Raw genomic sequence first — 26,535 nt, forward strand, 5'->3', positions numbered from 1 at the left:
ACGTTTGGCGTTGGTGATATGAATTTGTTTCACGCAGAGTCGCAGAGTCGCAGAGAGTAAAGGTTTAAGATCCTTGATTTTTATAGTTTCATACTTCAATTCAGCAACGCCCAATATTCTATTTATCATATATCGATATATGATGCCCCGATTTCGATATATGATGCTGAAATAGCATTTAAATAAAAACCATGCAAGTTCGACTAGCTGTAATCAGCAATGCCGGTGGCAGTGGTAAAACTACACTTTCAGTTCATTTAGCCTACCTTTTGGCAAAACGCTCCTTATCTGTAGCCCTCATGGATCTTGACCCCCAAGGGTCTTTGACACTATTTTGTGGTTTGTCTCCCCCAGAACCAGAACATACGCTATCCGCTGTATTGCAAGATAACTTTGACGGCTCTTGGCCCTTAACTCCCTGTTGGACAGAACATACAGATAAAGTAGTTATTTGTCAAGGTGGAATGGTATTAACGCAAACGGCGGATGAACTGGTACTCCACAAACGAGGAGCCTACCTTTTGGGTGACTGCTTAACTGACCATCCACTAGAGCATGACCTGATTATCTTTGACTGCCCAGCTACCCTCGGTCCTTTGCCTTTAATGGCTTTGGCTGCTTGCACTCACATCGTTATTCCTGTGCAACTAGAGCCAAAGTCAATTCAAGGAGCAGCACATTTACTGGAATGGTATTACTACCACTGCAAGCACCTACGCTTAAAACCTGTTCCAGAAATAATGGGATTTGTCCCCAACCAATATGATTCCCGACGAGCGACGCATCGGCAGATGTTGGCTGCATTGCCATCTCAGTTAGAGCAAATGAATATCCGTGCATTTGCTGCTATTCGCGATAGTGCTGAATTTGTCAATGCCAGCGGACAAGGATTACCCCTACATATTCACCGTCCCAGCCATCCTGCTAAAAGTGATTTTAAAGAAGTTGCTTTATACGTTGCAAATCTAATTGGAAATCAAAATAAGACAAGAGGTAACAAATCATGACTGCGCGTAAAGCTTCTGACCTCACCAATTATTTTTCAGCAGCCAAGCAGTCTCAGCAGTTATCTGAAGCCGAAGAGGAACTACAACAATTAAGAGCAGAAATTGAAGAACTTCGTTCCTCCGGTGCGGCTGAGTTGGAAGTGCAACTAGCTGCACTGCGATCGCAACTCCAATCACAATCAGGTATCCTTTCAATTTCAATTGAGCAAATTGAACCGAACCCAGAGCAACCCAGACAGACATTTTTACCCGAAAGTATCGAATCTATGTCACGTTCCTTGGCAGAGGATGGACAATTACAGCCAATTATCCTAATTCAGCGTGAAAATCTAGTACTATTCGATGGAGAGCGACGTTGGCGCAGTGCTAAAGCTTTGGGTTGGCAAAATCTTCAAGCTGTCATAATTCCAGAACCTGCAAGCTTGCACCGCAAAGCACTACTGACTTCGTTGCATCGAGAAGACCTAAATCCCCTCGATAAAGCTGAGGCGATTGTACGAGAATTGGCTAATAATACTGAGTTAGAGCAAGTGGACATTCCCCGGATTCTTTCAACAGTGGTGCGACGGTTAAATGCACAAAAAAAGATGAACTCTGTTGTAGAACTGATGATGGCTGAAAATGCAGAGCAACAACAAAGTTTAGTGGCTTTGGGTTTAAGTGACTCAGAACAAGCAGTATTGGGTTTACTGTTGGATTTACAGCTTAATCCTGCCTCCATTGATGCCAACGTTTTTCCGATGTTATCTCTAGCATCTGATCTGAAAGTTGCCATCAGAAGCGGATTAAAAGGGGTTCATGCAATGGCACTACAAAAACTTTCGCCAAAAAATTTGGGAGTTACAGAAGAAGAAGCGCAGTTAATTAGGGTTACAACGACGCAGAAAGTTATGACAGAAAAGTTATCTGCGCTTTGTACCCGAAAATTAGTAACTGAAGTGATAGCAACACATGCACAGTCATCATCAACGTCTGAAGCAAAGATTAAACCCGTGTCACAGTCTTGCCGTCGGCTGCAAAAACTCTCCCTAGAATCGTTGAAGAAAGCTGAACGAACTCAACTAATAGAGTTTCAAGAAGTCCTGCGTCAAAAGCTAGCAGAAATTGAAGAAGTTTTAAAGCAAAATTGACCTCTCACGAATGAGTCTAATTGTTGACAAATTTGACCATATTGCTATTACCCCCTCAAGGTTGGGAGATGTCTGGACACTCCGAGGACAACCTCATACAATACCTCAAGGGTAAAAACGAAGAACATTCTGGCTTTTTAGGGCAGAAAAAAGCGACAATTCTCAACAACATTTGTAGAATTATTTACCCCAACCTGCCTTGGTTCCCCTCGGAGTGGAGAGTTCAAATGAAGCGGACACGCTCGTTATACATCTGGGATTATGGATACAAACTATACATTCAAATTTAACTCCTCCACAGCCTTAGAAGCACTCAAAGCTGGTAACTACGACCCATTCAACTTCTACGAGGCACGTCTAGACCTCTTCAACCTGTCCATTATGGCAGATTATGACCAATTAGTGTGCCTACCCACACTCACCGCTATTGATAAATACTGGTATCAAATTGAAACAGCCAGAAAAGTCCTCAGACAACTTGGGGGACGTGCATTATTAGCGGATGAAGTTGGATTGGGCAAAACTATAGAAGCCGGACTAATAATAGCTGAATACCTGGCAAGAGGTATGGTTAAATCCCTATTGGTACTGACTCCCGCATCCCTGGTTTCCCAGTGGCAATTAGAATTAAATGATAAATTTAACATCACCAGTATTACAACAGACGATCGCGACCCGCAACAACCCATAGAAGAATTCTGGACAAATAATCCCCGAATTATCGCTTCCCTCAACACCGCAAAATCTGCTAAACATTTTTCTGTTGTTACCAACCGCACTTGGGATTTGGTAGTCGTAGATGAAGCACACCATCTGAAAAATCGCAGTACCCTTAACTGGAAACTTGTCAACGCTCTCAACAAGCGATTTATCCTTATGCTGACTGCGACACCAGTGCAGAACTCGCTTGTGGAATTGTTTAATCTCCTCACCCTTCTTAAACCGGGACTTTTGCAAACAGAAGCTGCTTTCAAAAAAGAATATGTCGATTCCAAAAATGGACGAGTCCCTAAAAATCCGGAAAAGTTGCGTTCCTTAATGCGGGAAGTCATGGTGCGAAATACCCGCGCACTTGTAGATGTCAAACTACCCAAACGCTTTGCTACCACAATTACCGTCACCCCGTCTGCTGGGGAACAAAAACTTTACCACGACTTAAGCGAATATCTGCGTTTATCTGATGATAAACTCGACAGACTTTCCCGCACTAATTTGCTAATGCGGGCTGGTTCTTCCCCTGGTGCTTTGGCTGACTCCCTCAAACAACTCACCAAACGTCTACCCCATGAAGAACTCAAATCTCTAGCAAGACGTGCAGCTCAAGTTAAGCAGGTGGAGAAAGCGAAAGCATTGGTAGAAATGCTCACCAAATCTCGCCAGAAAACGCTTGTTTTCACCACTCATAAAGCAACCAGTACTTATTTGGCTGAAACACTAAAAGCCGCAGATATACCTTTTGCGGAATTTCAAGGTGGGATGTCTTTGAAAGATAAAGATGCTGCGATCGCTTCCTTTCGAGATACCGTTTCTGTACTCCTAGCATCGGAAACAGGGGGAGAAGGACGTAATATTCAGTTTGCCAACTGCATCGTCAATTACGACTTACCGTGGAATCCGATGAAAATTGAGCAGCGCATTGGTCGCATCCACCGTATCGGGCAAACCCAGGATGTCTTTATCTTTAATTTTTGTCTCAAAGACAGCATTGAAGAATATATTTTGCGTATACTCCACGACAAAATCAATATGTTCGAGTTAGTTGTAGGAGAGATTGAAACTATTCTGGGTAATGTAGATGATGAATTTGACTTTAGTGAAATTGTCATGGATATCTGGTTGAAGCATCAAGCAAAACCAGAATTAGATACGGCTTTTGACCAATTGGCGGATAATTTATTAAAAGCCAAAGGACAGTATCAGCAAACTCAGGAATTGGATGAACAGATTTTTGGTGAGGATTTTGAAGCGTAAACTACTAATTATATTATGACAGGCTTATTAAATATATTGTAGAGACGTTCCAGACCGAACGTCTATGAGCGTTGGTTACGATGTTTTTATTAGTGTTAATTAGCCGGACATGATATTACCAACCCCCGTCTACTTGGAACGTATTTTTGTATAAGGTATGGAAACTTTTCCATACCTTTGTCTTGAAAAGTTTTGTGGACGGAAACCGTCCCCACAAACTTTCCGCTTTTTCATCCTTCTCCCTTGGCGTTAGCCTCTCCCTTTGGGAGAAGGGGAGACGCTGCGCGAACATCTTTCATCCTTCTCCCAAAGGGAGACGCTTTGCGAACATGCTTTTTTGGTCATGTTTGAGCTACACCATAGGAAATGGCATCAACTATAGATTGTTAATCTGTAACTCACACTGTTGGAAAATATAGTTAACCGCAGCAAATAACTTATCTAATTCCTCAATTGTATAAAGATTTCTACTTCTGGTAAAAATATCTGCATTTAGCTTACCAAACTGCCATACTTTCCCATTAGAAACAATCCCGAAAACGGTCTTTTCTAAATCATCATTAATCCGTTGCACTGCTATCATTTCCGCAAGACACTGACCCCATCCTTCTTCAAACTTGTCTTGTTTTGCCTCAACAGCCAAAAAATAAGGCTTATCAAAAACAATAGTAGCTAGAGGATTTCGCTGCGTCACTATATAATCAGGAACTCCTGATAAATCTTCATCGTAAATTAATGTTTGGTGACTCCAAAGCGTTAGTTTGTTTCGATAAAATTTCCATACTTCTTTCAAAACAGGATAGATGAGATTTTCACAGATAGCAGATTCGGAATTGTCAATAACTCCATCTGTGAATAATAAATCTAGTTCGGATTTGAAATCATCTTTAACTGGAAATTCTGTTTCTAGAACAAAGTTAGTTTGCACATACTTTATTTGAAACTTTTTAATAACTGCGCTAAGACTTTTGTAACTGCTAAATGGCATGGTAATTCACCTTTAATTTAAAAACTATGCTCTGTACATGAACGTAAGTAGCGTATTTCAAATATTTTTGAAAAAGCGGTGCTGGTAATCTTGTCGATTTGCACTCGCATTGCTCTTAATTTATAATTAATAAGCGAACAAATAAACTGATTCAAGCCAATTATTAACAACCATATACCGCATAAGGGCAGTGGGGATTAGGAATTGGAGAAGAGGGTATATGTAAGAATTCTTGCAACATGATTTTTTCTGACGCTGTTCCCAGTCCCCAATCCTTTTTACTCCCCCAGTACCCAATCCCCAATCCCCAGTACCCAGATGATATCAGATCCGATTCTTTCAACTCTGTCAAAATTGGTATCTCTGTATGATGGTGTTGCCGAACCTGACGGTGATAACCAGATGATGGTGATGTTGACTGCCAACATTGCCAAACAGTTGGAACTCCCCGAAGAAGTGACACTTTCAACCAAAGCTGATGTAGACAAGAGTGTATTTGTCACCTATCACTCAGAATTGCTGAGTCGATTTTCGCGGATTTTGGGAAATCGGGGAACAGTGAGTGCGATCGCTATTAATTACGATGGCTATCTGAAAACCAGCGGATTCGAGAAACAACTTCTGCAAACCATAAAACCCCACAACGGCTTAATTCGTTTTCTAGAGGCAAAACCGGAGACAACCCGTTATTTGTGGTGTCATGTAGCGTATACTGCTGAAGCTGATGAAAAAAGAGTCGGCATGGTTTCGTTTATTATCAATGAATTGACTCTAGTTACGCCAGTTGATATTGGTGATGCACTATTTTGGGAATCTGACCGTATTGTGGTAGAACATCCAGAAGCAATTTCAGAAACAAAGAGTGAGGAAATTTCACTTATTATTGAACACACTTCTGCTGAATTGGTACAATCTGACCTGAAAAATTGGCAGGCGAAATTATCTAGGGCAAAAGCCAGAGATGAAGAACGATTAAAAACATATTACAACACTATAGCTGTAGAAATTCAAAATCGAATTCAATCTCGCCAAATGGAGGGAGAAAGTAAAGAAAGAGAATTGGCTCGGTTGGATGCTACTAATAAGGAGCTAGAGCGCAAATTGGCAGACTTAGAAGAGCGGTATTCTCTAAAAGTAGAAGCTTCTTTATATAGTGTAATGGTAATTCACCTGCCCACGGTTCATATTGAATGTGAATTGGTTCGTAAGAAAATTAAACGCACTGTCACTGCTGTTTGGAATCCTTTCAGTAAAATTATTGAGCCATTGCGTTGTGAGCGAAGTGGTGTGCCAGTTTATGAGTTTTACCTGGATGATATCAATGCTCAAATTATCGCTGCGACTGCCTGGAACCAAAAATCATGACTACAGACTTCAATCCTGCTTTTTGTTTGATACAACCACTTGTTCCAAGCGCTCCGCCCAGAAGTGCTAAAAGGCAGCTATGCTGGGATTACAAATGAACTGGACTATGAGCAATATTTTTCATATGCCTTTTGATGCTCCTTTTTAATTTCTTTTGCTAAAAAATCTGGGGTTAAAACTTGAGCATTTGCCCCATATTGCAATATTCGTTGTCGAAACCAGAACCAATAATCTACTGTTGTTTCAATATCAACAAATTGTCCTTCAGGGTCACGATAAATGACAACCTCATCCTTGCGTCGAGGTTGATAGTTAGCTAGTTGTCCGCTCATTTGAGAATGTACTTTCAATCTTGGAAAATCGCAGGACACCCTACCCCCTATATCCTGTTAATCGTTTGATTATGTGGTGACGATCAGGCTAATCTGTTTTGTTGTCCACTCACGGCTGGGAGATGCTGCTACAAATAATTTTCTAGTTGGTGGTTGCTCCTCATCAATGGCAGCAAGTAGAGTATCTAGGGGATTACCGGATCGAGCTAATCCTTTGGGCTTAAGCTCTTCATCAAGTGATGGCAGTTCTAACCAGCGAAAGTTAGCTGAACCAACTGTAGCAAATACTTTCACAGTATCCTCTCCTGCCGAACCTGCTGGAATAGGCACCACTTCTTTTCTACCTGCCTCAATTGTCTCCAAATTTAGTCCTTTACCAGGATATATCTGCTCAATTGACCAGTCAGAGGCAAGATCTAGGACAGCAACATTGAGATCTTGGGAGGAATTGTTATGAATTGACAGAAATACATATTCGCCAATTTTTACCGTTGGGTTACTGGGATCGGTAAATTGTTGCAACTGAGATCTAGGTGGAATTTTATCCCCTGGCTGATAATCGTCTGATGTTCCTAGCCAGCTAACAACTAGCTTATCTGCTAGAGGTGAGGTCTTATCCTGATTATCTAACTCTGCTGTAGCATGATATTTTGCTAGATGAACCAATCGTTTCACTACTGTGACAGCAGCATCAGATCTGCTTAGTTTTACAGGAGTGATATTTTCAAATGGATGACCAGTGCGATCGCATATTTCATACTCTCCGTTATTATTGAGAGCAACTTGATAATCAACTCCCTCATCGTCATCCTCTGCTACTTTTTCTTCTGCTAATTCCACCCAGCCATTTCCTGGTAGGGCTTTTTTGATTGCCTCCAGCGCATTTGCTTGTTGTTTATAAATTTCTGGTAAGAGTTTGTTAAATGCTAGTGCAGGTTGAGTTTGCTCTGCTGGTGCTGCTTCTTCTTGATATACAAGAGAAACTTTGCGAACAAGATTAATTGATGGAGAAATTAGAACAGCTTGATCTCCATCTTCAACTTTAAACTCTTTGCCCTCTATCGGTTCAAGTTTGCATAGCGATTCAGTTGCACCCCGTTGAATGATTCTGGCGATCGCAATTCGATTTTCTTTTTTGGTCAAATCTGTTGTGCTACGAGGGTAAATGGCAAACTCTGCCCCTTTGCCAAGACCATTTACCTGACCAACAGCCAGCTTAACCTGCATTTCGCCTGTCTGTGCATTTCGTTCAACTTTCAAAACAGGAACTGCATATACAGTCTCAGCAAGGTCAGTGCCAAAAATCTCACGATTAACTTCGCCTATTAGTATGGGGGTTTGTGAAGGAAATTGGCTATGAATTTTGGCGTGGATACGCTCAAACAAATCTTTATAGGTTTGCCCAGGATTTTGCTGTCTTAAGGTATCCAACAGCCAATACGTGAGTGCCCCGTTGCGCTCTTTAGTTTCCCGATTGAAAGCATACTCAAAGGCAACCTCATTCTGACGACACGCTGCCAAAACCACATAATCTTTCGTTTCTGGTAGTCCCACTGCTTTCAGTCCGCGAGTTCCTTGTTCAGTCAGATCCTTCCAGTTCGCAACCAGAATATCTAGTTCAGCAACAGGTTCAAACGTTGATTGAAGAGGTTTATCATCCACCACATTCATCCCACGAATTTGTACATCTCCCCGTGTTGCACCACCCGAATGGCAACAGTCTAGTACCAATGTAACAACTAGTTCTTTGTCTACCAATTCTTTCAGGAGTTTAGCAAGCTCAAGGTCGCGGAGGTACTGTCCTTCTGAAGTGCCAATATCTGTAGGTACCAGTCCTTCATCAATTCCATCATCTCCTTTGATATCTTGATAGTGTGTCTTTGCTCGCCCACCATGTCCAGAGTATTGAATGTAAACTTGTGATTTAGGTAGTGCCATTTCACCTAATTTTCTAAAATTATCTACTATATTTTTGCGAGTGGGCAGTTTTTCTGGAGGCTCCACAGGTTGTCCTTGATTTGGATTTTCAGGATTGACAGAAGCAGTCAGCTTCAAAATCTGAGTTTCTGGGACTTTCCTAGTGTCTTTTAAAAAAGCCTCTACATGATTGATATCCCGTACACATCCCCCAAGGTGATCGTAGCAACTGCCATCGGGTAATTTATTAGGCATATAGCAATCAACGCCAATCAACAATGCGTACAAATTTGGTGCTTGATTAGTTTCTTCAGCCATTTATCTACTCCACAATTTTAGTAGTTTTGTGCATATAAAAGAGCATTGCTGTGCTAGCAGAACTTCTATAGATGCAACTCTAAGATTTTAAAGCATTCTTTTGATAATGGCGTTTTTTCAACGTTTTATTGCAAATTTGCTGAATACTTGCATAAGTTGGTACGGCTTGTACCCATATATTAGTTTGGCAATTTAAAATGCTCAATTTTGTTATCTATCTAAAGACAGAAATTTTATTTTTTACCTTCTATTGGTAGATTTTGATAATTAATTATGCAAAAATGACTTTTGTTAAAAGACAAATAACTAATGTTGATTAAGTGAATGCAAGTAATTAGACTTAACACCACTTTTAGATATCAAAAGTTAAATGTCGGTTGGGCAAGTTTTTGAACTGCATAACCATATAACTATTTTTAGCTTATTGATCCGCACCTACTTATGGGTGTTAGTACCCTTAGAACATAAAACCGAATTAAGCTTGAAAGTCTTACTATGTAAGGATTGGGTTTTTAGTGAGTTCACAAAGGAGAACCCAATTGCTAAAAGCCTTTTGGAGTTATTAGCTAATAGTTAGCGGTATGACTTGATTGAAAGGTAAGGACGAATAAATGTATTAACTCATGCAGCTTTTTCAACTCCCTAATTTTAGTTCTACTAAAGGTGGTATTGGTGAATTTTTGGTCTTTTTTCGTATTCTTATAAGGTTGTATTTCTCATGGAAACATTAGCTTATACTCACGTTGCTGTTCATTACGAAGAATTAAATTCATCCTCTGAACTCAGAGCTTTTAGGAATATAAAACTCAAAGCACTCAAAGCAGTGAAGTCTATTGCGATCGCGGTAGGTTGTACTACAGCCGGAGTAGTCGCAGGGACAGCGGCTCAAGCAGAGACTGTACATAAAACCTTTAGCTATGGAGATAAAGGTTCAGGTATAGCAATATTGCAATCAAAATTAGGAGGTATTGCGGTTGATGGGATCTTTGGTTCTCAGACCTTAAGTAAACTCAAATCTTACCAAGCAGCACACGGGTTGGCAGTTGATGGTGTTGCCACACCTAAAACTCTTGCAAGTATTGGCTCGCTCAATCTAGCTCAAGCTTCCAACCAAACCCCCCTACAGCAAGGCAAGCTGAAATTGATTAACGATATACCAAGGCCAATAATTATATATTTAAAAAAGCAAGGGGATGTGAGGTATTCCAGATATGCCTACCTGCGTGGATGCACAGAGAGAACACTGAACGCACAATACAGTAGCAGTTGGAATGTCAGCAATGATCTTGAGTCATGGCATGGACTAAATGTTCATCGTGGAGGGGTTTATTCTGTGACAGCAAGTAGTATGGAAAAAAATAAAGAAGGAGTAAAGTGTCTAGGGTATATAAAATTAAAGGAGAGTATAAAAAAGCAAGAGGAGGAGAAACACGGGCAACGGGCAACACAAGTATTTTGGTCACCACTTTCACTTCTAGACGATGGGATAAGGGCGTTATCTCGTAGTGACGATGCATTAGTCCACGTAGCTAATAAAGGGATAAAACAAACGGACGAAGCCTTTAAGTTGGCGCAACAAAGCAAACAATATATAAGTCCAGAATACCAGGGAGTAAACAAAGCATACAAAGCCACAGAAGGTATAACCGACGATATACTGCGCGAGAATCAGGCGATGGTAAACGTCATATCGCAAGCCAAAGAGAACCAGAAAAAGCTTATCGACCAATATTTGCGAAACAACGGAGACACACAAAATTTCGTCGATATAGCAAACTTCACAGAGACATGGATTAATGCGAGTGTATTGGAGGGCGCAGTAGACCCAACGGCCTTGAGGCAACAATTGTATGAGTTTTTCACAGTGAAATGTGGATACAAAGTAAGAACAGTAGAGGTGGTAGATGCATTGGTAAGCAATGCGGTAAGTGTAGCAAATGTCACAAAAAAAATCAATACTATGAGTACGAACAACAAAGTAGTCAAGTCGCAACCGTTGATGGCGCAAGCAGAGTTAACTCCCCGTGAATCGCTCGAAACGATCCTTAAAGGGGCGAATTGTATAAAGAATGAAAGAATTCGGAGAACGGAAATGGTACTGAGTTTAGCACCAGGGCAGTAGTAAGAGTCATGGCGTGTGGTGGAGTAGGATAATGAAAAATCCTTATCCCAAATCAAACGTAATTCCCGAAACCGATAGCATCCCGAGCATAATAGCTCTTGGAAAAGAGGTTTCTTCTCCAGCCACCATCGCCGCACCTGCCACACATCCCCATTAAAATGATAATGGACGCGTTTTTCACACAGCCATTGATAAGCTGTTTCTAAAACTTCATCTGAGGCGATTTGTTCGATCAAGGGCAGACTTTCTCGTAGTTTTTTGGGAACCATTTCTTACCAACATTATCCATATGTTTGTCTCTATCAAATGTATAGAGATAGATTGATTTATAGTATACTTACAGCAGATTGCAAGTTGGTGAAGTACAGAGATACCCCACCCGCGCACATCAAGCACCCTCCCGGATTCATGGGGAGGGTTGGGGAGGGGTCTACTCCATTTAGATGCAAAGTGCTGTATCTAAGTGATACGCTCTACTCATCCTCAAATTTTATATCATTTTGCTGTATGTAATCCTGAATACGGATACAAGCAGTTTCTACCAGATTCTCAAGACTTAAGTTGTAAGTTTGTATTCTTCTATAGCTATAGTAACTATCATTTATACGAGTTGCTATAGCAATTTCTTTTCCATTGGAACTAAAAGCGGCAGCCTCAATCTCTATATCCAATGCTTGTTTATTCAATGCTTCAATGCGCTTCTGAGAAGTTCCATCGATGCTCCATATCTCTATATCACCAGCTTGGTTGATGGAAACTATGATTTTATCTTCATAGCAAAATTTTAAAGCATAAATCTTATCTGTAGTCTCTTTACACCAACGCTCAATTAAATCATTATGGACAATACTACTTCCAACATCAGGGATTGTGTAATATGCTTGATTAACATCGAAATTCCAAAGTTTTATTGTGCCGTCATCACTACCTGAAGCAAAAAACTTACCATCCTCACTAAAAGTAATTGCTGTAATTTCCTCGTGATGCCCAGTCAATGTTTTCCATAACTTTACATTCAAATTATCTAGATCTCTATTTATCCGCCAAAGACTTATAGTATTATCTTTACTGGTTGTGACAAAGATATCTTCTTTAGGACTAAAATTAAGGCTGTTAATTATCTGTTCATGCTTGATAATGGAACGAGCCTGGATCATCCCATCTAAGCTATACAGCTTGACTTCAACCTCTCGATCTCTTGCCTCTACCACAACAATTTCATTATCTCTGGTTAATTGAACATCACAAATGTCGCTTGTATTATCAATAGATATTTTCAGTAGTTCTCCGGTAGAACTCCAAAACTTTAAATTTCCCTTCCTATCTACCGTAGTGACAATTTGATTATCCGCGCTAAAACTAACTTTCTTAACTTCAGCCCTCGTCTGTCCTGCAAATCTGTCTTTAAAAGACCAAAACTTAACTGTTCCGTCATTGCTGCTAGAAAGCAATTGGGAGCCATCTAATGCGAAGCTAATCCTATTGATCCCATCTTTATGCCCTGCTAACTTATATAATTTTTGCAACCGATGACTAACTTCGGTGATTGAAGTATCCCAAAGATTGATAATGCCATTGGTATGAGATGATGCCACTATCTTTCCATCAGGACTGAAAGCAACAGAGCTTATACTTGCCTCTTCATCTGTAAACCCATTGTTCCTAATTTTGCTGCAATCTCTATTGATGAGCCAGATGCAAAGTTTCCCATCCTTACCGGCTGAAACTAAAGTTTTGCCATCAGGGCTAAAGTCAATTGCAGAAATTTCGCCTTCGTGTTCTGCATAAAATTCTTCAAATTCAAAGAGACTATTACCTTGACTTAAAACAGCTTCATTCTCTCTATCTTCGTAAACTTGATATTCCAAAATCTTAATAGAACCCCTTCCGGTTTTTCTGTCCTGACTCACAAAAGCTATCAGTTGACCTTTTGGGCTAAAAGCTACATTTCCAACATTATGGTCATGGGTGATAAACGTCCTGATAAATTTACCTTCCCGTTCCCAAAAATTTATCTTTCTATCAGACCCAACAGAAACCAAGACATTTCCATCAGGGCTAAAGTTTACACAACTAACTACACCGCTATGTTTTTTTGTATCACCTTGAGTTTTATAAAAACAATGCCAGCCGTTATCCTCTTTTCGATAGAACTTAATTATTCCATCATTTCCGCCAGTAACAATAGTTTTCCCATCTGGGCTAAAAGCTAAATCGTAAAACTTATCTTTACCTTCTTTAAAATCTATTGGCATTCCAGACCAATTCCAGAAGCTAATTTTGTCATAAGCTCGACCAGATAAAGTAGCAATAACTTGGTTTTCTTGATTACAACTAAAGTTTTTTACTTCATCTCTAATATTAATGCTATTAAACTCTCCTAATTCACTCAATAAGTGGTTAAATATAATTATAAATGTGAGGTGTTCATACTCAGAAATTTTCGGACCTTTCTGCAAAAGTTTTCCGGTTTCAATCATCTTAACTATTGCATCGAGCCTATCGTTTGCATTAAAGAGCTTTTGGGATGTTTCAGTGTTAGACTTAATCTGTTGTTCTAATCTTTTGCTTGCCTCCTGATCGCGGTACTGCACACAAGCGTTAAGAAAGTCTAACTCTAATTTGTTTAGCCAACTATTTTCAGATTTAGCATTTTTTTCTAACAATTCAATACGAGGGTCTTGTTTCCAAAGATAGTGAGTGCGTTTAATAGGATCGCTTTGGCTGCTCCAATCAAGGATAGGTGCAGTCAGACGGTTTTGAAGCACTAAATTTTCTTGTTCATCCTTGATCCATTCCTGTAATAAACCCCATCCTTGGATTAATAAATCATGGGCTGGTTCCACATATTGCGCTTTATCTTCATGTCCTTTCACCAATAGGCGAACGTTGACAAGCTGCTCGATTACATACTCCACACGCTTGTTTTCTTCTGGATCTGAATACTCTAACTCAGATGCCAGCACCTGTCGCCGTGCAACTCCTCCCCCTTCAATCGACACCATCCGCAGCATCACCCGTCGCATTGTGGCTTGATATGCCTTACCTGATGCTTTGCCAAACTTTTTAACAAGGTTGTCATACTCTTCTTTTGCCCGACTAGTCAGCGCTCCTGCAACTTCGCCGAGTTCCTTATAGTCTTCGATTCGCAAAGCGCGATCAGTTGCATTATCCTTCGTCCAACGCTCGTACAATTTGATGTAAAGTTCGCTCAACGTAAACGAGAGCAATGCCAATCCTCCCGGCATCTGTCCCACTTCATCAATCAACTTGCCCACTAACTCCGGTGGCTCAAAGTACAATGCCTGCTTCAGAGCCGGTCCCTCAATTGCATCCCGCAACTCATCTGAGTTCATTGCCCGTACCGGAAACCGAGCACTCTTCCAGTAATTCTTCAATTTTGAGTTGAGGAACCGAGGCTCAAAATCAGAACGTAACGTCAGCACAATGTGCAATTGCTGAGGATATTTGACTAAGGTTATCCTCAACCGGGATAAAAACCATTGCCGCTCCTTGTGCTCATTCTGCTCCTGCGAATCACTCTGTTCTCCACTCCCGCGCTTGTCCTGGCTCATGGTAATAAGTTCTTCAAATTGGTCAATGACGAGCAAGAGCTTAGTATTTGCATTCTCTTGACTCCATCTTGCCATCACATTAGTGAAGTATTGAGGCTCTTCTTTCTGAAGCTCTTGAGTAAGTTGATTAAGAATATTGTTAATTTCACTATGAAGGCTAGAGAGTTGTGCTTGCTCTTGGGGCTGGTAACAAAAGCTTTGTAACAGATTGAAATAGTCTACTATTAATAGCAATTTAGCTTCAGAGGTACCATTATTCCAACACTCTGCCAGTTTATATACATCAAAAGCTTTATCGCCTAAGCCTCCTTCTCGAATATCAGATCGAGTTAGGTTTGGACTGGCAGCTTTTTGCTGTTGTTTGCTATTGGGATCAAGAATTTCAGCAAATGTTTTATCCAAGAAAATGACTTGATCCAATTGAGCAATCAGATTGTTATTGGCAACGGGTAGAAAGGATCTAGCTAACTCTCTAAAGGGAGATTTGCCGGGGCGCATGGGATCGAGGATGTACCAACGTTGCGCTGGCTGCTCTTTTTTCTGCTTTTCCCGGAGGTAAGGCAGCAGTCCAGCTTGTACCAGACTTGACTTGCCAGAACCCGATGCACCTAAAACAACAGTGAGAGGACGGTGAGAATTGGCAAGGCGATGCGATAGCGCTTCAACCAGGGTCTTTCTCCCAAAGAAGAAGCGTGAATGCTTTTCTTCAAAAGGTTTGAGTCCGCGATAGGGATTGTTGTCTTCATTAAGCGGTGGTGCTTGTGTTAAATCATCCCGCTTGAAGCCTGGTCGGGTGAAAATGTATTCCCCCTTGTCATACTCCAACCGCATAGGATAGATTCCAGGCGTTTGCTGTTCGCAAGATAACTCGTTAACCCGCCCATCCATATAAAGATAAAGTTCGTGGGCAGTAATGACTTGATCTTGAATGATATCTGCTTTATTATCCCGTAGTCCTTCAATCAGCGCTAGCGCAAAAGGAGAGTGTTTTTTATCTTCGTTTAGGCTATCTTCGTTTAGGCTATCTTCCTTTACACTGCCACGCTGGTCTATAGAAAGATCCAATGCCTGTTGATCGTGAGCAGCAGAGGTGAGAACTTGCCAAGCCGGATAGCGGATGAAGCGATCGTAGTGTTCCTTGTGAACTGTCTGTAGAATTGGCATTAATTTTCGGCTGCTTGCCCAGCGAAATGTACCTGCAAAGCAACAGTCCAAAATGATCAGCAGGTGGTGGCACTCCAGCTTGCTCAGTGCGTCATGCAGTTCGCGCATCGGCAAGAAAGAATCAGGCTTCCCCTGTTCAGCCGTCTGAGGAACCAGATAGCCTGCGGGACCATCCTGACTGTTGCGAGGAATTCCATGACCTGCAAAGTAAAAGAGCAAACGGTCTGCCGAAGTTGGTTTAAGTTGATTTGGGAGGGTTTCAGTGAGTAATATCCGGAGTTCTTCAAGTGTAGCTGGACGATACGGCTGGTTTAGCGTCTTCAGCGTCGCTTCGTCATTTTTAGGGGAGAACAGACGGACAATGTACTCGTCTTTGTAACCATATTCATCTCGCAGCAAGTTTGCAATGGCATTTGCATCACTGACAGCTGTTTGCAAGTCGTGAATTCCTCTGCTGTCATAGCGATCAATACCGATGACGACTGCTAGATTGCGCTCAAAGTTGGTTCTGTTGTTATCCCACGTCATTCCAGACCTCCTCATTTTCAGCAAGCCCTACTTAGACAAAGTTAATAAAATATAATCGTAGAAAAAACTTGAGTCTAAACGTAGCTTTTACTTCTCTACATAATATATAGGTAAAACCAAAATTGATTTATGCAGCTGTTTTGTGGCTTTACCCGTTTGTTCATTCAAAAGCGCTTGATATGCCATTTACCGAGCGCCTATACTAAAGCAAAGAGCCTCGATCCAACCATAAAACGAAGCAAGAAAATTTTACCTAGGGTCAAGCTGTGTTTTGGCTTTGCCGCATGGATGCCTGTGGAGATACGGACACCGTTGGCGAATTGCGATCGCTATGCTCAAACCCTTAAAATATCGTAGCCGCTACACCAGAATTTGCAGTTTACATGAATTCGCCAACAGTGTCCGAAATCCGGTATAACTCCGTTTTAAGTAAAACCATTAATTGCGAGATACCGCTCACGGTATTTTGACTTTGCCATCTTTGACGCCTGCCGCTTCGTCCATTGCTGCATTCGGGGGACAGCACGCACATCCTGAAAGTTCTTTTGATACCGCTCTGCCCCTATAATCAATGCGAGGGCAGTGGCAATCTGCTTACAGCAAGACTCTGGATACCGCACCACCTGTTCTTCCGCAAACCGAATCACCATCCAATTGCCCTCCAAAAAGAAAGAATTGCGTTGAGAATCTTGGGGCTGGTCTACACAGTGAGTCGGCTTTCTTGAATTATAAGCGTAAGGTTCGTCAATTTCACAATCAATAGCAAGCCCAATTTCATCAAATAAAATTGCAAAGTCGATGCTATAAGAATATTCTGTCCCGTCTATCGGAAACCTCAGTTGAGTTTGTACCCGCCCCGGAAAATGCCGCTCCAGAACTTGTTTAAATACAGCCTCAGATGCGCCAATCGGTGCATCACTCACACCGTCTGGTTTTCTCACTCGATTGTGGAGAGTGAGTTTGAGCTTTTTTAGTCGTTGTTGTAGGAACTGCCTTTGCTTTAAGTCCTCACGATTCACGACTTGGGGAACAGATAATTTTTCACCTTTGATGTGAGTTGGATGTTCACTAACACTCTTCTTAGTTGAAGAATTTGAGAAAAAGCGATTTATATCTGCCTTCAAAAGTTGATAAAGCTTGAACCCACTCCCAATTGCCCCACCTCCTAACACCATCCACCCCCAATCTCCAAAAACCCCCAGAATGTTTAACACCATCAAACTGGCATATCCCATTACAATACAGGGATAGAAAAACCAAGAATTTTGATGCTCAACAGTGCGAGCATCCATCATTTTTTTGGAAGTTTCCAGGGGTAGCGATTGCGCTACGCGCACGCTACCCGAACGCACGTTGACCACGCCTACCCCTGGTTCCACAGTTGGCGGTATTGGATTATCTGCTATGAAGTCAACCAGCAGCTTTGGGTAGAGGACAACGGGATAGCTCATGACGCAAGTACGTTTCTTACTTCTCAAACTCGCGCTTATCGGCAGGCACTACCCACACCAAACAAAATCCCGACTTAGCCTGCCGACCGTCCAAATTTAACACTACTTTCAACCTTTGCACATCTTTAACACACGATTTATTATCCAAATACCCCCGATTCCATTGCATGAGATTACGGGCAAACTTCCCTTCCCCCGACTCAGCCCAACGCAATGTTTCGGCTTGGCTTAAAGTCAGGTGACGTGGTCCAGTTGGATCGAACCCACCAGCCAACCAGGGAGGAATGCTCATGCCCATGATGAACCCGACACCCAGTATCGCTAAAAGTAAGCCAGCAGCAGGAACTAGGGAAGTAAGCAATCTTTGCCCTTCGGAAATCTGAGCTTTACGAATTAATTCCCCAGCTGCTTTGGCGATCGCTAACTTCTGACGCTCTACGGTTGCTGACTCGACTAGCTCGAGGTTACGAGCAAGTTCTCGACTCCAATTCTTAAATAGCTGCTCTAAAGTATCCGGACCATCTTCTAGCAACACTTCCAACCTGCCCGTTGCAGCTAGGACGAGGAATAAGGGGTCATCAGGTTGTAACCCAGTTTTATGAACAATGTCCAAGACTTTGCCCTTAAATTCATCGCCGTAGCCCTCAAGTGCAGCATCTAATCGACTCTTAGAAACTGACTTTTCGCTTTGCTCCATAAAACTTATTTATAGTTGACCAACACAACAAGTGAAAAAGCTACATTTGGCTTTCTAAGGCACATAAGCGTAAATAAATCTCACTTTCGTGTTTTTACAGCAATTTTCATGTATTTAGACCACACTTTTCTTCCTTTATTTCTTCCTTTACGCGGCAGTCGCTACAACGGGGGGAACCCCCGCAACGCGCTGCCTTGCCTTTGCGATTTGCTAAAAATAATGTGGTTCATTTAGGTGAAAATCGCTGTAAATTATTCGTAGGCAAGTGCGGATCTAGATGTGACGAAAGTGAGATTTATTTTTATGGTTCCCTCTAAGAACTGCACAACACCTTGTCAACACGCACTGCTGCAACGCCTTGGTGTTCATTTTTTGCTGTTCTTCATCATGGTAATAGCCCCACTTTGTCCAACTCGCCATGTGCCTGTTTCAAGAATGAATGCACCCGCTGAGTTCCCAATACCCCCAATTTCTGGGTGTAATTTTTTGCAGCAGCAAACGTCAGCTTTTCTTCTAAAAGGATATCCCGCTCTCGAAACGACAGTTTAGGAAAGACAACTTCCTGGACTTTATACTTAGCGATCGCACTTTTTAATTCTGGCTTTTCTAATACCCGCTCCCACTCATCACACATTGCGTAGTTCTTCACCAAAACATGAGTAATAGTATCCTTAAACTTGTCGAGTGACTCAATGAATAACTTCACACTGTCGTATGCTCCAGTACAAACGAACCATTTAACCAAGCGGATGTCATATTGAACACCGACTTCAAGAACACTGTTGCGTGAAATCCATTCGTTGACGAGGAGATAAACCTGTGCGGGCAGATTCACAACCACCGATTGAGTTAATGCCAAATTAAAAATCTGGTCGGCATCATAAGATTTTTTCTCATTTTCACTAAATGAGGCAGTTTTGGCTCCATCCGAGTATACTTCACTCACATCGGCATTTGTGCGATCGGCATCTACCAGCGTTAGCTTCATTTGCTTGTCGATAGCATACTGCATCAAAGTTCTGGCAAACAACGACTTACCAACCCCCCCCTTCTCCCCATCGATAAGGTGAATTTTAGTTGGAGTTTTGGGCTGTTGGTTGGGGACATGATTACCACCAACGTTGTCGGTATCCAACTCCGAAGTAGGAATACCACTGTGTCCATTCTGGGATTCTGGCAAGCGATCGGTAATGGAAACGGGAAGCATCCTTAATGTAGGAATAACACTGTGTCCATTCTGGGATTCTGGCTCCTGATTCTCTCGATCGCTGGTTCGGGCTGTATCCTTCCCATCTGTAGAGGCATCTGTAAAACCTGCCCTTTGGGAATTGTCTTCCACTTTCCCCGGTTTTTCTGGGAAATTAGTTTCTTTTTGCAGTGTTTCTGGGTTTTTAATTTCTTCTTGCGGAGTTTCTGGATTTTTAATTTCTTCTTGCGGAGTTTCTGGGTTTTTAGTTTCTTCAAGCAATGTTTCAGTCTTTTTTGCACGTCCCATGTTTTTTATTCCTTTTATGCACGTTGCGGTTTACTCAAAGATTTCTTCAATGTCGCCGTACAACACCACTTTTTGGGCATCTTCAGCAGCCGTAGAAGTGTTATTGGTATCTACATCCGGAGTTACAGCACTGTTTTTTGCAGACTTATACGGCGAAAAGTGCGATTCCCCATAAGCATTCGTCGATTCCCCACTTCCGTAGAAAGAGGGATGAACCACCATCATTTTGGTGGGTGATGCGATCGCTCCACCCAAACCATTACCCGTTGCGCTCTCCAAACTAAACGTTGCTCTGATGTAAGCAATATGCTTCTCCAACGAATCAATGGCATTCAACGCAGATTGCTTTAATTGGTCGGGTGGCAATTCATGAAGTTCTTTCAACGCGATCGCCAGCCAACACATTCTTAAAGTGTCAATCACCCCTGTCTTAAATTCCCGCACCGACTTATCCCTCAAATACCGCAGGACGACAGCCTCTAACGTATCTGCGTAAACGTCGTACCTCAAAGTGAACGACAGCCGCTTTGCAGTCTGTTTGCTCATACTCCTACCCCTGCTTCTTTTGAAAGTTGGAGAAGATGTTTAAATAACCCGAAGCCATCTACCAATCGAAATGCCAAAGCCGAAACACCATCTTGGTCACGAAACAACGTTGTCATCATTTGCTGCATTAATTCATCCCCCCAGTACGTTCTAACTATGCGTTCGTCACACCAACTCTGTAACTCCCGCTTGAAGTAATGCGCTCCTCCCCCCGCAATAATTGCATCTGCACAATTTAATTCTCTAAAAACAGTCAGCGAGGATAACCAAACGCATAGCCGCACCCAGTATTCTTCACGAGCAGCTGCAATGGCGTTTGCTATCTGCGTTATCTCAGCTTCTCGCTGTTCGGCAGAAGTGGCACGTACTAAATTCCTGAGAACCGGACTCTCGAAAGCATTTGCAGCATTCCCCAAACTAAAGATTGCTTTGGTGAGCTTGTCGGTATTCTGCCCTGAAGTGCGTCGCATCACAGAGTCCACCAATACGTGAAAACCTAGCTCTGTCGTACCGCTATGTATCTGACTGAGCTTGCCGGAGTCAAATACCAGCGCACTTGTATTCCGATGTCCAAACATTAGGGTGACAATTGGTCGCGACCTGAACCAATCAAGTCCCTTCTCCCCGATTCTTGCCATCGCTAGTCCCGAACCCTCTGGCTTGCACTCAAAATGTTCTAGCTTTACTCGAAGCTTTAAACCTCTAAAAGTGTAATTCTTTAAACTAACATACAACAATTTTTCAAACCGTTCGCGGTCTGGATATTCATTCCAGGGCAATAACACAGCCAAAGCAACACCAAACCGATTCGGTAAATCGCTCTTTTCTGCCACTACTCCGATTGCCGCCAATACCTTATATACTGCACGTTCATACTTGAGTTCTTTCATACTCGAAGTCGCTAAGAACTCCCGTGCTAAATTTCCCACTATAAAACATTTGCCATCTGACAACGTGCCATAAGCTTCTGCTTCAGGACGGGGATTTCCCAACCGCGCAGATATGTAATTTTCAATAGAACTCTTGGCAACTACTATTACTTCCGGGTGCATTGCTAATAAATTACTCTTATGTTCCCCGACAACCTGATAAAGTACTTTAGTTAAACTCTCGCCTGGGTCAAGGCTCATTATCACATCCCTCATCGTATCCCTCGCATTTTCTTCATCGTCGTTTTTGTTCATGTTGGTAAAGTCAAGGCTCATTAATCACATCCCTCATCGCATTCCTACAACCGTTACAACCTATTTCTGTGATGATAATTCCTCTACAAACTCAATCACCTCACAATAAAGTTAGAGGTTCTCTACGGTGAACATAATGTATAAATTTATTTACTACCTGCGGCAAATTTCACAAAAAACAGCTTTGCAAGTGCGTCGGTAGTTCTATTACTGTACGTATACACCTCAACTATTGCTCCTGACTACTGCCTGTATAAAGCGTATATAGAGCGTCAATAACAATTGACCTGAAAATATCTGCGACAATTGGCTTTTAGCCCTTGATTTTCACCGCATTTTTACGCAATCTGCGTTCTACCTACGCACGACTAATGCATCATTAATGTCTGAAGAGTGTACTATAAACTTATATTTAAGACCGCCAAAAGAGCAAACGCGCCTCTTGGTAGCTCTATTTCAATACTGATTCTGGGTACTTACAAGTATGCTTGTGGACTCACTCCACAATTTTTGCCCTCACGGGCATCGCTACCGCTAAAATTGTTTCGTTCGCTTCGTGCAAAACCAGCACTTACAAGGAAGCGCTAGGAGCGTTAACGCTCAACGATTTTATTATCAGGCAACGAAAGAAACGTAAATAAAATAAAGTGCGATGCCTACGGTGGGCGTTCGCGTAGCGTCTCGTTGGCGCAGCCTCTCGTAGAGAAGAGAAGCCATCGCGTAAAGCCTACGGCATAGCAAAAGAGTGGAAACGCTCACAAGCGTGTCGCAGACAGGGGCTTCGCAGATCGCCCTTGGTTTAGGGTTCCTTAAAGAGAGCCGTAACCTTCCCTCTCGTATTGCACTTTATTAAATCCACGTTCCTTAATACGTCTTTCCAACCACCTCAAAACCAAGCGCAAAATTTAACCGTAGATAGAGCCATTGCAGGAGTATAAGCGAGCATCTTGGATATAGAAAGAATTGCCTTAAGCATATTTCATGGCTTACACGGTTTGTCGCATCCAGAAAATAAAGGATTGGGGAACTCTGACTTCTAGTGAACTACACACCACCAGGGAGCGGGATACGCCCAATGCAGATCCAGACGTACATAACATACGCCTAATTGGAGAGAAGTCAGATCCAGATTTGGCGACGATATTCAAAGCGAAAATTGGCAATCAGAAGATTCGCTCCAATGCTGTACTGGGTGTTGAATTTGTCTTGAGTGCTAGTGCTGAATACTTCCGCCCTGATGATCCATCCATCGCTGGAACTTATAACCAAAAGCGTTTAGACGACTTTGCTTTCTTTACGACAAAATGGCTCAAACAATCTTGGGGCGATCGCGTTGTTCGCTGTGAGTTACACTTAGATGAAGTTACTCCCCACATTCACGCCTACCTGGTGCCACTGGACGAACGAGGCAAACTCAACTGTCGGGCGCTATTTGGTGGAACCCGGAAAAGGCTATCTGAACTTCAAGACAGTTTTGCAGCTGCTGTTGCCCCATTGGGCATAGAACGGGGCATTAAAGGTAGTACTGCCAAACATACCGAGGTCAAAGAATATTACGCCAGAGTTAATCGCCAATCCCTCAACTTGGACTTAGAACAAACTCTACCGATTGCCACACAAACCCAGAACGCAATCGCTTACCGAGAACGTGTCAAGGAAACTTTGCAACCATCACTCGACATCATTAACCACCAACTCTCAGATCGCGCTGCGGCACTACAACGTTATCACGACATGGAGCAAAAAGCGAGAGCATCTGAACTCCAAAGGCAGAAGCTGGAGCAGCGCATACTGGAATTAGAAGCAGAAGTTTTTAAGTACAAGGAAGAATTACAAGTGCTGCGAGACTTGCCCCTAGAAGATGTTGCTTACAACTTGGGACTAGATCCAGACTACAAAAATAAGCATAACTGGGAGGGTCACGGTAACATTATCAGCATTACCGACTCCAAGTTTTACGACTTAGAAGGTGAGCAACGCGGTGGTAGTGCAATTGACTTGGTGATGCACGTTGAGGACTGTAGCTTCCGACAAGCTGTGGTATGGCTACGCGATCGCTTTGGAGAATCGGGGATGATAAGCGCTGTAACTCTTCATACACTCAATCAAGCCAAGCATTTAGCGATTGTAGAGCCAGTTCCAAAATTTACGCCCCCAGTGCCAGATGAGAAAGGGTGGCAGGCAGTGCAACACTACCTAACGAGGGAATGCAAACTTCCTGAAAATTTAGTGCAGACTTTGCACAAACGCGGATTAATTTACGCTGACTCTAAACAAAATGCGGTGTTCATCATGCGCTCTCTGGATGGGGATGTGACGGGAGCTTTCTTGAGAGGAACAATGGGTAAGGATAACACCTTCATGGGTTTAGAGAAAGGCACTAAGCGGAACGCTGGTTGGTTCTACGTGCGAAGCGGTGGAAAGAGTGACGATCCGATTCAAAGAGCGGTGTTAACCAAATCCCCCATAGATGCTTTGTCTGCATCTGTGCTAGAACAGCCGCAATGCCATAAAACCCTGTACCTTGCAGTTGATAGCACTCGAAGCGTGCCAGTGGAGTTTTTGAGAAAGATACCAACGGTGGTTGCTGCTTACGATAATGACGAGAAAGGAAACGAAACGGCAAGACTTATCAAGCAGCTTTTGCGACAAACCACCAGGCTCAAACCAAAAGCCAGGGATTGGAATGAGCAATTGCATAAGCGTCTCTACTTGAATACAATTAGGCGACAGCAGCAACCACTGACCGAGGTGTAATTGAACTGCCATTGTGGGGAAATGCTCAGAATCGCCCCTATTAGCTTTGACGATAAATGCTAGTGTCTAAATTTTAGTATGAGCGATCGCTCTGTAGCCAGTTCTGGTAAATCTTTTAGGAGAGTTATTAATTGTTTGCGATTTTCAGCTTCTAGGTTGACCATATTTTAGTCTTTCTTAGCAAAGCGCACAGTCCATTTGTGCTTACAGTTTGGGAGGACGTTATTAGAGTAAAATTATACCTCACCCGGCATTTGCTAACCTGTTGATGCCATGCATTCCGACGACATTGTAGAGATGTCAGCTGGAGAACAATCAGTATTTCCCATTTTCTACGAGTTTGTTAGACAACAAATTGCCCACTCTGTGGTGCTGATGCCTTTTTTGAGAAAAATCAGAGACTAGCGAAAAGCAAAATTGCATAAGGTCAATTTTCTCAGAAATACTAAAAGGTGAAGGGTCAGGATAATTGTGAAATCAGGTACTCAGTATGAAATCTCGAAAAATGGCTGCACTTGCGTTGAGGAGCATTGGCAATGTGAAAATTAACAATAACCAATAAATAAAAATACTTATGGGCGATGCTTCAAGATATTGGACATTGGTGAGAATTGATGCGGGAGGGAACCGGAAAATTCAAGAAATACCTGCTGCTAAGTTGTTTTACGCCCAAGTGTTTGATCGGTTGACACCAGATGAAGATGTACCAGATGGGGACATCCAGCGTCAATTGCTACATTTGTATCGCCATAGTTCTTTTGAAACTGCTTTGCTGGCGGAACGTTGTTTGCTTTGCTTTCTGTCTTGGATTTTAGAGCAAGGGTGTATGCAATTACAAAGTAAATTTGGTAAAAACCATAATTTTAGTTGCAGCGATTTGTTCCCTTATGTCCTGGATGATGATGGTAAATTATCCCCAGCAGGTTCTTATGAATGTTTCTCTCGGCAAATACTCCAGAGTTTCGATTCACAGCAAAGTAGTCTGGCTACTTGGGCGATGATGAAGGTAAAACAACATTCTGAATTGAATAGATTTCTGTTGGAGTGCGGTGTTTATTTAATTAGCGATTGGGCAATTTTAAATGATACTCAACCTAAACAATTAGAGCGTATTTTCAAGGAATTTCACTCTTTTAGTGATTCAGCAATTCAAGAAGCCCAATGTCTTTTACAAAGTTACCATGTTGTTTATCGCCTTCAAAGACTGCAACAAATTAGAAGAAAAGTTAGGAGTAAATGTACTGAACCTACTACGCAACAATTACAAGATATTGCCCAACTTGTCAAAACTGATACTGGTCGTTTAGTTGACGATGTAACTGTGAGAAAAATGCTGAAAAAATTGGCTACTCAATTGCGTGAATACCGAATTCATGTTCGGGGTGGTTCTTTGCCAGCCAATTCTCTAGACGCTGTGCATGGAGACAATTATAATGCTTTAATAGAGCAAATTCCTGCACCGGATACTAATAACATTTTAGAACAAAACGACGAACAAGCAGAATTTTTGCAGTTTTATCGCCATCAATTTCAGATTGGCTTGCAGCAAGCTTTAGCTAAAGTTACAGAATCGAGAATCAGACAATTAGAACGTAAAAGGAGCGATAAAGTACAGATGTTTTTGACTGCTCTCGAACTATCTCAATGTCAAAAATTAGCCATGAAGGAAATTGCTGAATTTCTGGGTATGAGAGCGCAAGATGCAGTAACGAAGTTATTAAAATTAAAAGAACTTCGGACTGATGTGCAACAGGAAATGTTGGTGATTTTAAAGGATTCTGTGAAAGAAAAAGCCAAAGTATATGCTGATATACAAGCTTTGAAAAACCTAGATGAGAAATTGACAGTTGTACTTTTTGAAGAAATTAGCCAGATGATCGAAAATTCCGAAACTCAATCTCGAACGATTAAAAGTCATTTAAAAGCCGATATTTTCGCCGAACGTTTATGTGAATATCTCCAAACTAGAAAAACAAATTAAAATTAAT

17 protein-coding genes are annotated in these 26,535 nt (G+C 42.0%); 8 read left to right on the forward strand and 9 right to left on the reverse strand.

What is annotated here, in order from left to right:
* The first annotated feature begins 191 nt into the window (after positions 1-191).
* From TOL9009_RS0101975 to TOL9009_RS0101990, 4 genes are all read left to right on the forward strand, one after another.
* The gene (locus TOL9009_RS0101975; RefSeq protein WP_029630815.1) at positions 192-1,007 is read left to right on the forward strand and encodes a ParA family protein; all 816 of its coding nucleotides are present in this window, start codon (positions 192-194) and stop codon (positions 1,005-1,007) included.
* Positions 1,004-2,137: a ParB/RepB/Spo0J family partition protein gene (locus TOL9009_RS0101980; RefSeq protein ID WP_029630817.1), complete on the forward strand. Its 1,134-nt coding sequence runs from the start codon at positions 1,004-1,006 to the stop codon at positions 2,135-2,137. Before TOL9009_RS0101975 ends, TOL9009_RS0101980 begins: the two co-directional genes overlap by 4 nt.
* Positions 2,138-2,205: 68 nt before the next feature.
* Positions 2,206-2,427, forward strand: coding sequence for a hypothetical protein (locus TOL9009_RS44995; protein WP_144238118.1), 222 nt, complete (start codon positions 2,206-2,208; stop codon positions 2,425-2,427).
* Positions 2,399-4,108 carry a DEAD/DEAH box helicase gene (locus TOL9009_RS0101990; RefSeq protein ID WP_029630821.1) on the forward strand — a complete coding sequence of 570 codons (1,710 nt, stop codon included), beginning with the start codon at positions 2,399-2,401 and terminating at the stop codon, positions 4,106-4,108. The genes TOL9009_RS44995 and TOL9009_RS0101990 overlap by 29 nt, the downstream gene beginning before the upstream one ends.
* A 376-nt stretch (positions 4,109-4,484) precedes the next feature.
* On the opposite strand, the gene TOL9009_RS0102000 is transcribed toward TOL9009_RS0101990, so the two are convergent.
* Positions 4,485-5,096 (reverse strand): hypothetical protein, encoded by a 612-nt coding sequence (locus tag TOL9009_RS0102000; RefSeq protein WP_029630823.1) that lies wholly within the window; start codon positions 5,094-5,096, stop codon positions 4,485-4,487.
* Between the two features lie 318 nt (positions 5,097-5,414).
* On the opposite strand from TOL9009_RS0102000, the gene TOL9009_RS0102005 reads away from it, so the two are divergent.
* Complete coding sequence (locus TOL9009_RS0102005; RefSeq protein ID WP_029630824.1) at positions 5,415-6,461, forward strand: hypothetical protein; 1,047 nt, start codon at positions 5,415-5,417, stop codon at positions 6,459-6,461.
* A 104-nt stretch (positions 6,462-6,565) separates the two neighbouring features.
* Here the strand turns inward: TOL9009_RS0102005 and TOL9009_RS0102010 are convergent, their stop codons facing one another.
* Positions 6,566-6,793, reverse strand: coding sequence for a WCX domain-containing protein (locus TOL9009_RS0102010; protein WP_029630826.1), 228 nt, complete (start codon positions 6,791-6,793; stop codon positions 6,566-6,568).
* Positions 6,794-6,862: 69 nt separating this feature from the next.
* Complete coding sequence (locus tag TOL9009_RS0102015; RefSeq protein WP_029630828.1) at positions 6,863-9,028, reverse strand: caspase family protein; 2,166 nt, start codon at positions 9,026-9,028, stop codon at positions 6,863-6,865.
* A gap of 718 nt (positions 9,029-9,746) precedes the next feature.
* Between TOL9009_RS0102015 and TOL9009_RS41885 the strand changes: the two genes are divergently transcribed.
* The gene (locus TOL9009_RS41885; RefSeq protein WP_029630831.1) at positions 9,747-11,150 is read left to right on the forward strand and encodes a peptidoglycan-binding domain-containing protein; all 1,404 of its coding nucleotides are present in this window, start codon (positions 9,747-9,749) and stop codon (positions 11,148-11,150) included.
* Between the two features lie 473 nt (positions 11,151-11,623).
* Here the strand turns inward: TOL9009_RS41885 and TOL9009_RS41890 are convergent, their stop codons facing one another.
* The 6 genes from TOL9009_RS41890 to TOL9009_RS0102055 all read right to left on the reverse strand — a co-directional run bounded on the left by TOL9009_RS41890 (position 11,624) and on the right by TOL9009_RS0102055 (position 21,811).
* Positions 11,624-16,417: an nSTAND1 domain-containing NTPase gene (locus tag TOL9009_RS41890; protein ID WP_051502744.1), complete on the reverse strand. Its 4,794-nt coding sequence runs from the start codon at positions 16,415-16,417 to the stop codon at positions 11,624-11,626.
* Between the two features lie 425 nt (positions 16,418-16,842).
* Positions 16,843-17,868, reverse strand: a complete 1,026-nt coding sequence (locus tag TOL9009_RS41895; protein WP_051502745.1) for a hypothetical protein — start codon at positions 17,866-17,868, stop codon at positions 16,843-16,845.
* 16 nt (positions 17,869-17,884) lie between these two features.
* Positions 17,885-18,565 carry a DUF6753 family protein gene (locus tag TOL9009_RS0102040; RefSeq protein ID WP_029630833.1) on the reverse strand — a complete coding sequence of 227 codons (681 nt, stop codon included), beginning with the start codon at positions 18,563-18,565 and terminating at the stop codon, positions 17,885-17,887.
* A gap of 385 nt (positions 18,566-18,950) precedes the next feature.
* On the reverse strand, positions 18,951-20,060 hold the full coding sequence (locus tag TOL9009_RS0102045; protein WP_199341399.1) for a P-loop NTPase family protein: 1,110 nt from the start codon (positions 20,058-20,060) through the stop codon (positions 18,951-18,953).
* A gap of 30 nt (positions 20,061-20,090) precedes the next feature.
* Positions 20,091-20,606, reverse strand: coding sequence for a hypothetical protein (locus TOL9009_RS0102050; RefSeq protein ID WP_029630837.1), 516 nt, complete (start codon positions 20,604-20,606; stop codon positions 20,091-20,093).
* Complete coding sequence (locus tag TOL9009_RS0102055; protein WP_051502746.1) at positions 20,603-21,811, reverse strand: ParM/StbA family protein; 1,209 nt, start codon at positions 21,809-21,811, stop codon at positions 20,603-20,605. The genes TOL9009_RS0102050 and TOL9009_RS0102055 overlap by 4 nt, the downstream gene beginning before the upstream one ends.
* Before the next feature lie 960 nt (positions 21,812-22,771).
* Between TOL9009_RS0102055 and mobV the strand changes: the two genes are divergently transcribed.
* Entirely contained in the window at positions 22,772-24,547 is a 1,776-nt protein-coding gene (gene mobV, locus TOL9009_RS0102060; protein ID WP_029630841.1) for a MobV family relaxase, read from the forward strand.
* A gap of 574 nt (positions 24,548-25,121) precedes the next feature.
* Positions 25,122-26,528, forward strand: a complete 1,407-nt coding sequence (locus tag TOL9009_RS0102065) for a hypothetical protein (RefSeq protein ID WP_029630843.1) — start codon at positions 25,122-25,124, stop codon at positions 26,526-26,528.
* Positions 26,529-26,535 lie beyond the last annotated feature (7 nt).

The sequence above is a fragment of the [Scytonema hofmanni] UTEX 2349 genome, assembly GCF_000582685.1.
Classification (GTDB): domain Bacteria; phylum Cyanobacteriota; class Cyanobacteriia; order Cyanobacteriales; family Nostocaceae; genus Hassallia; species Hassallia hofmanni.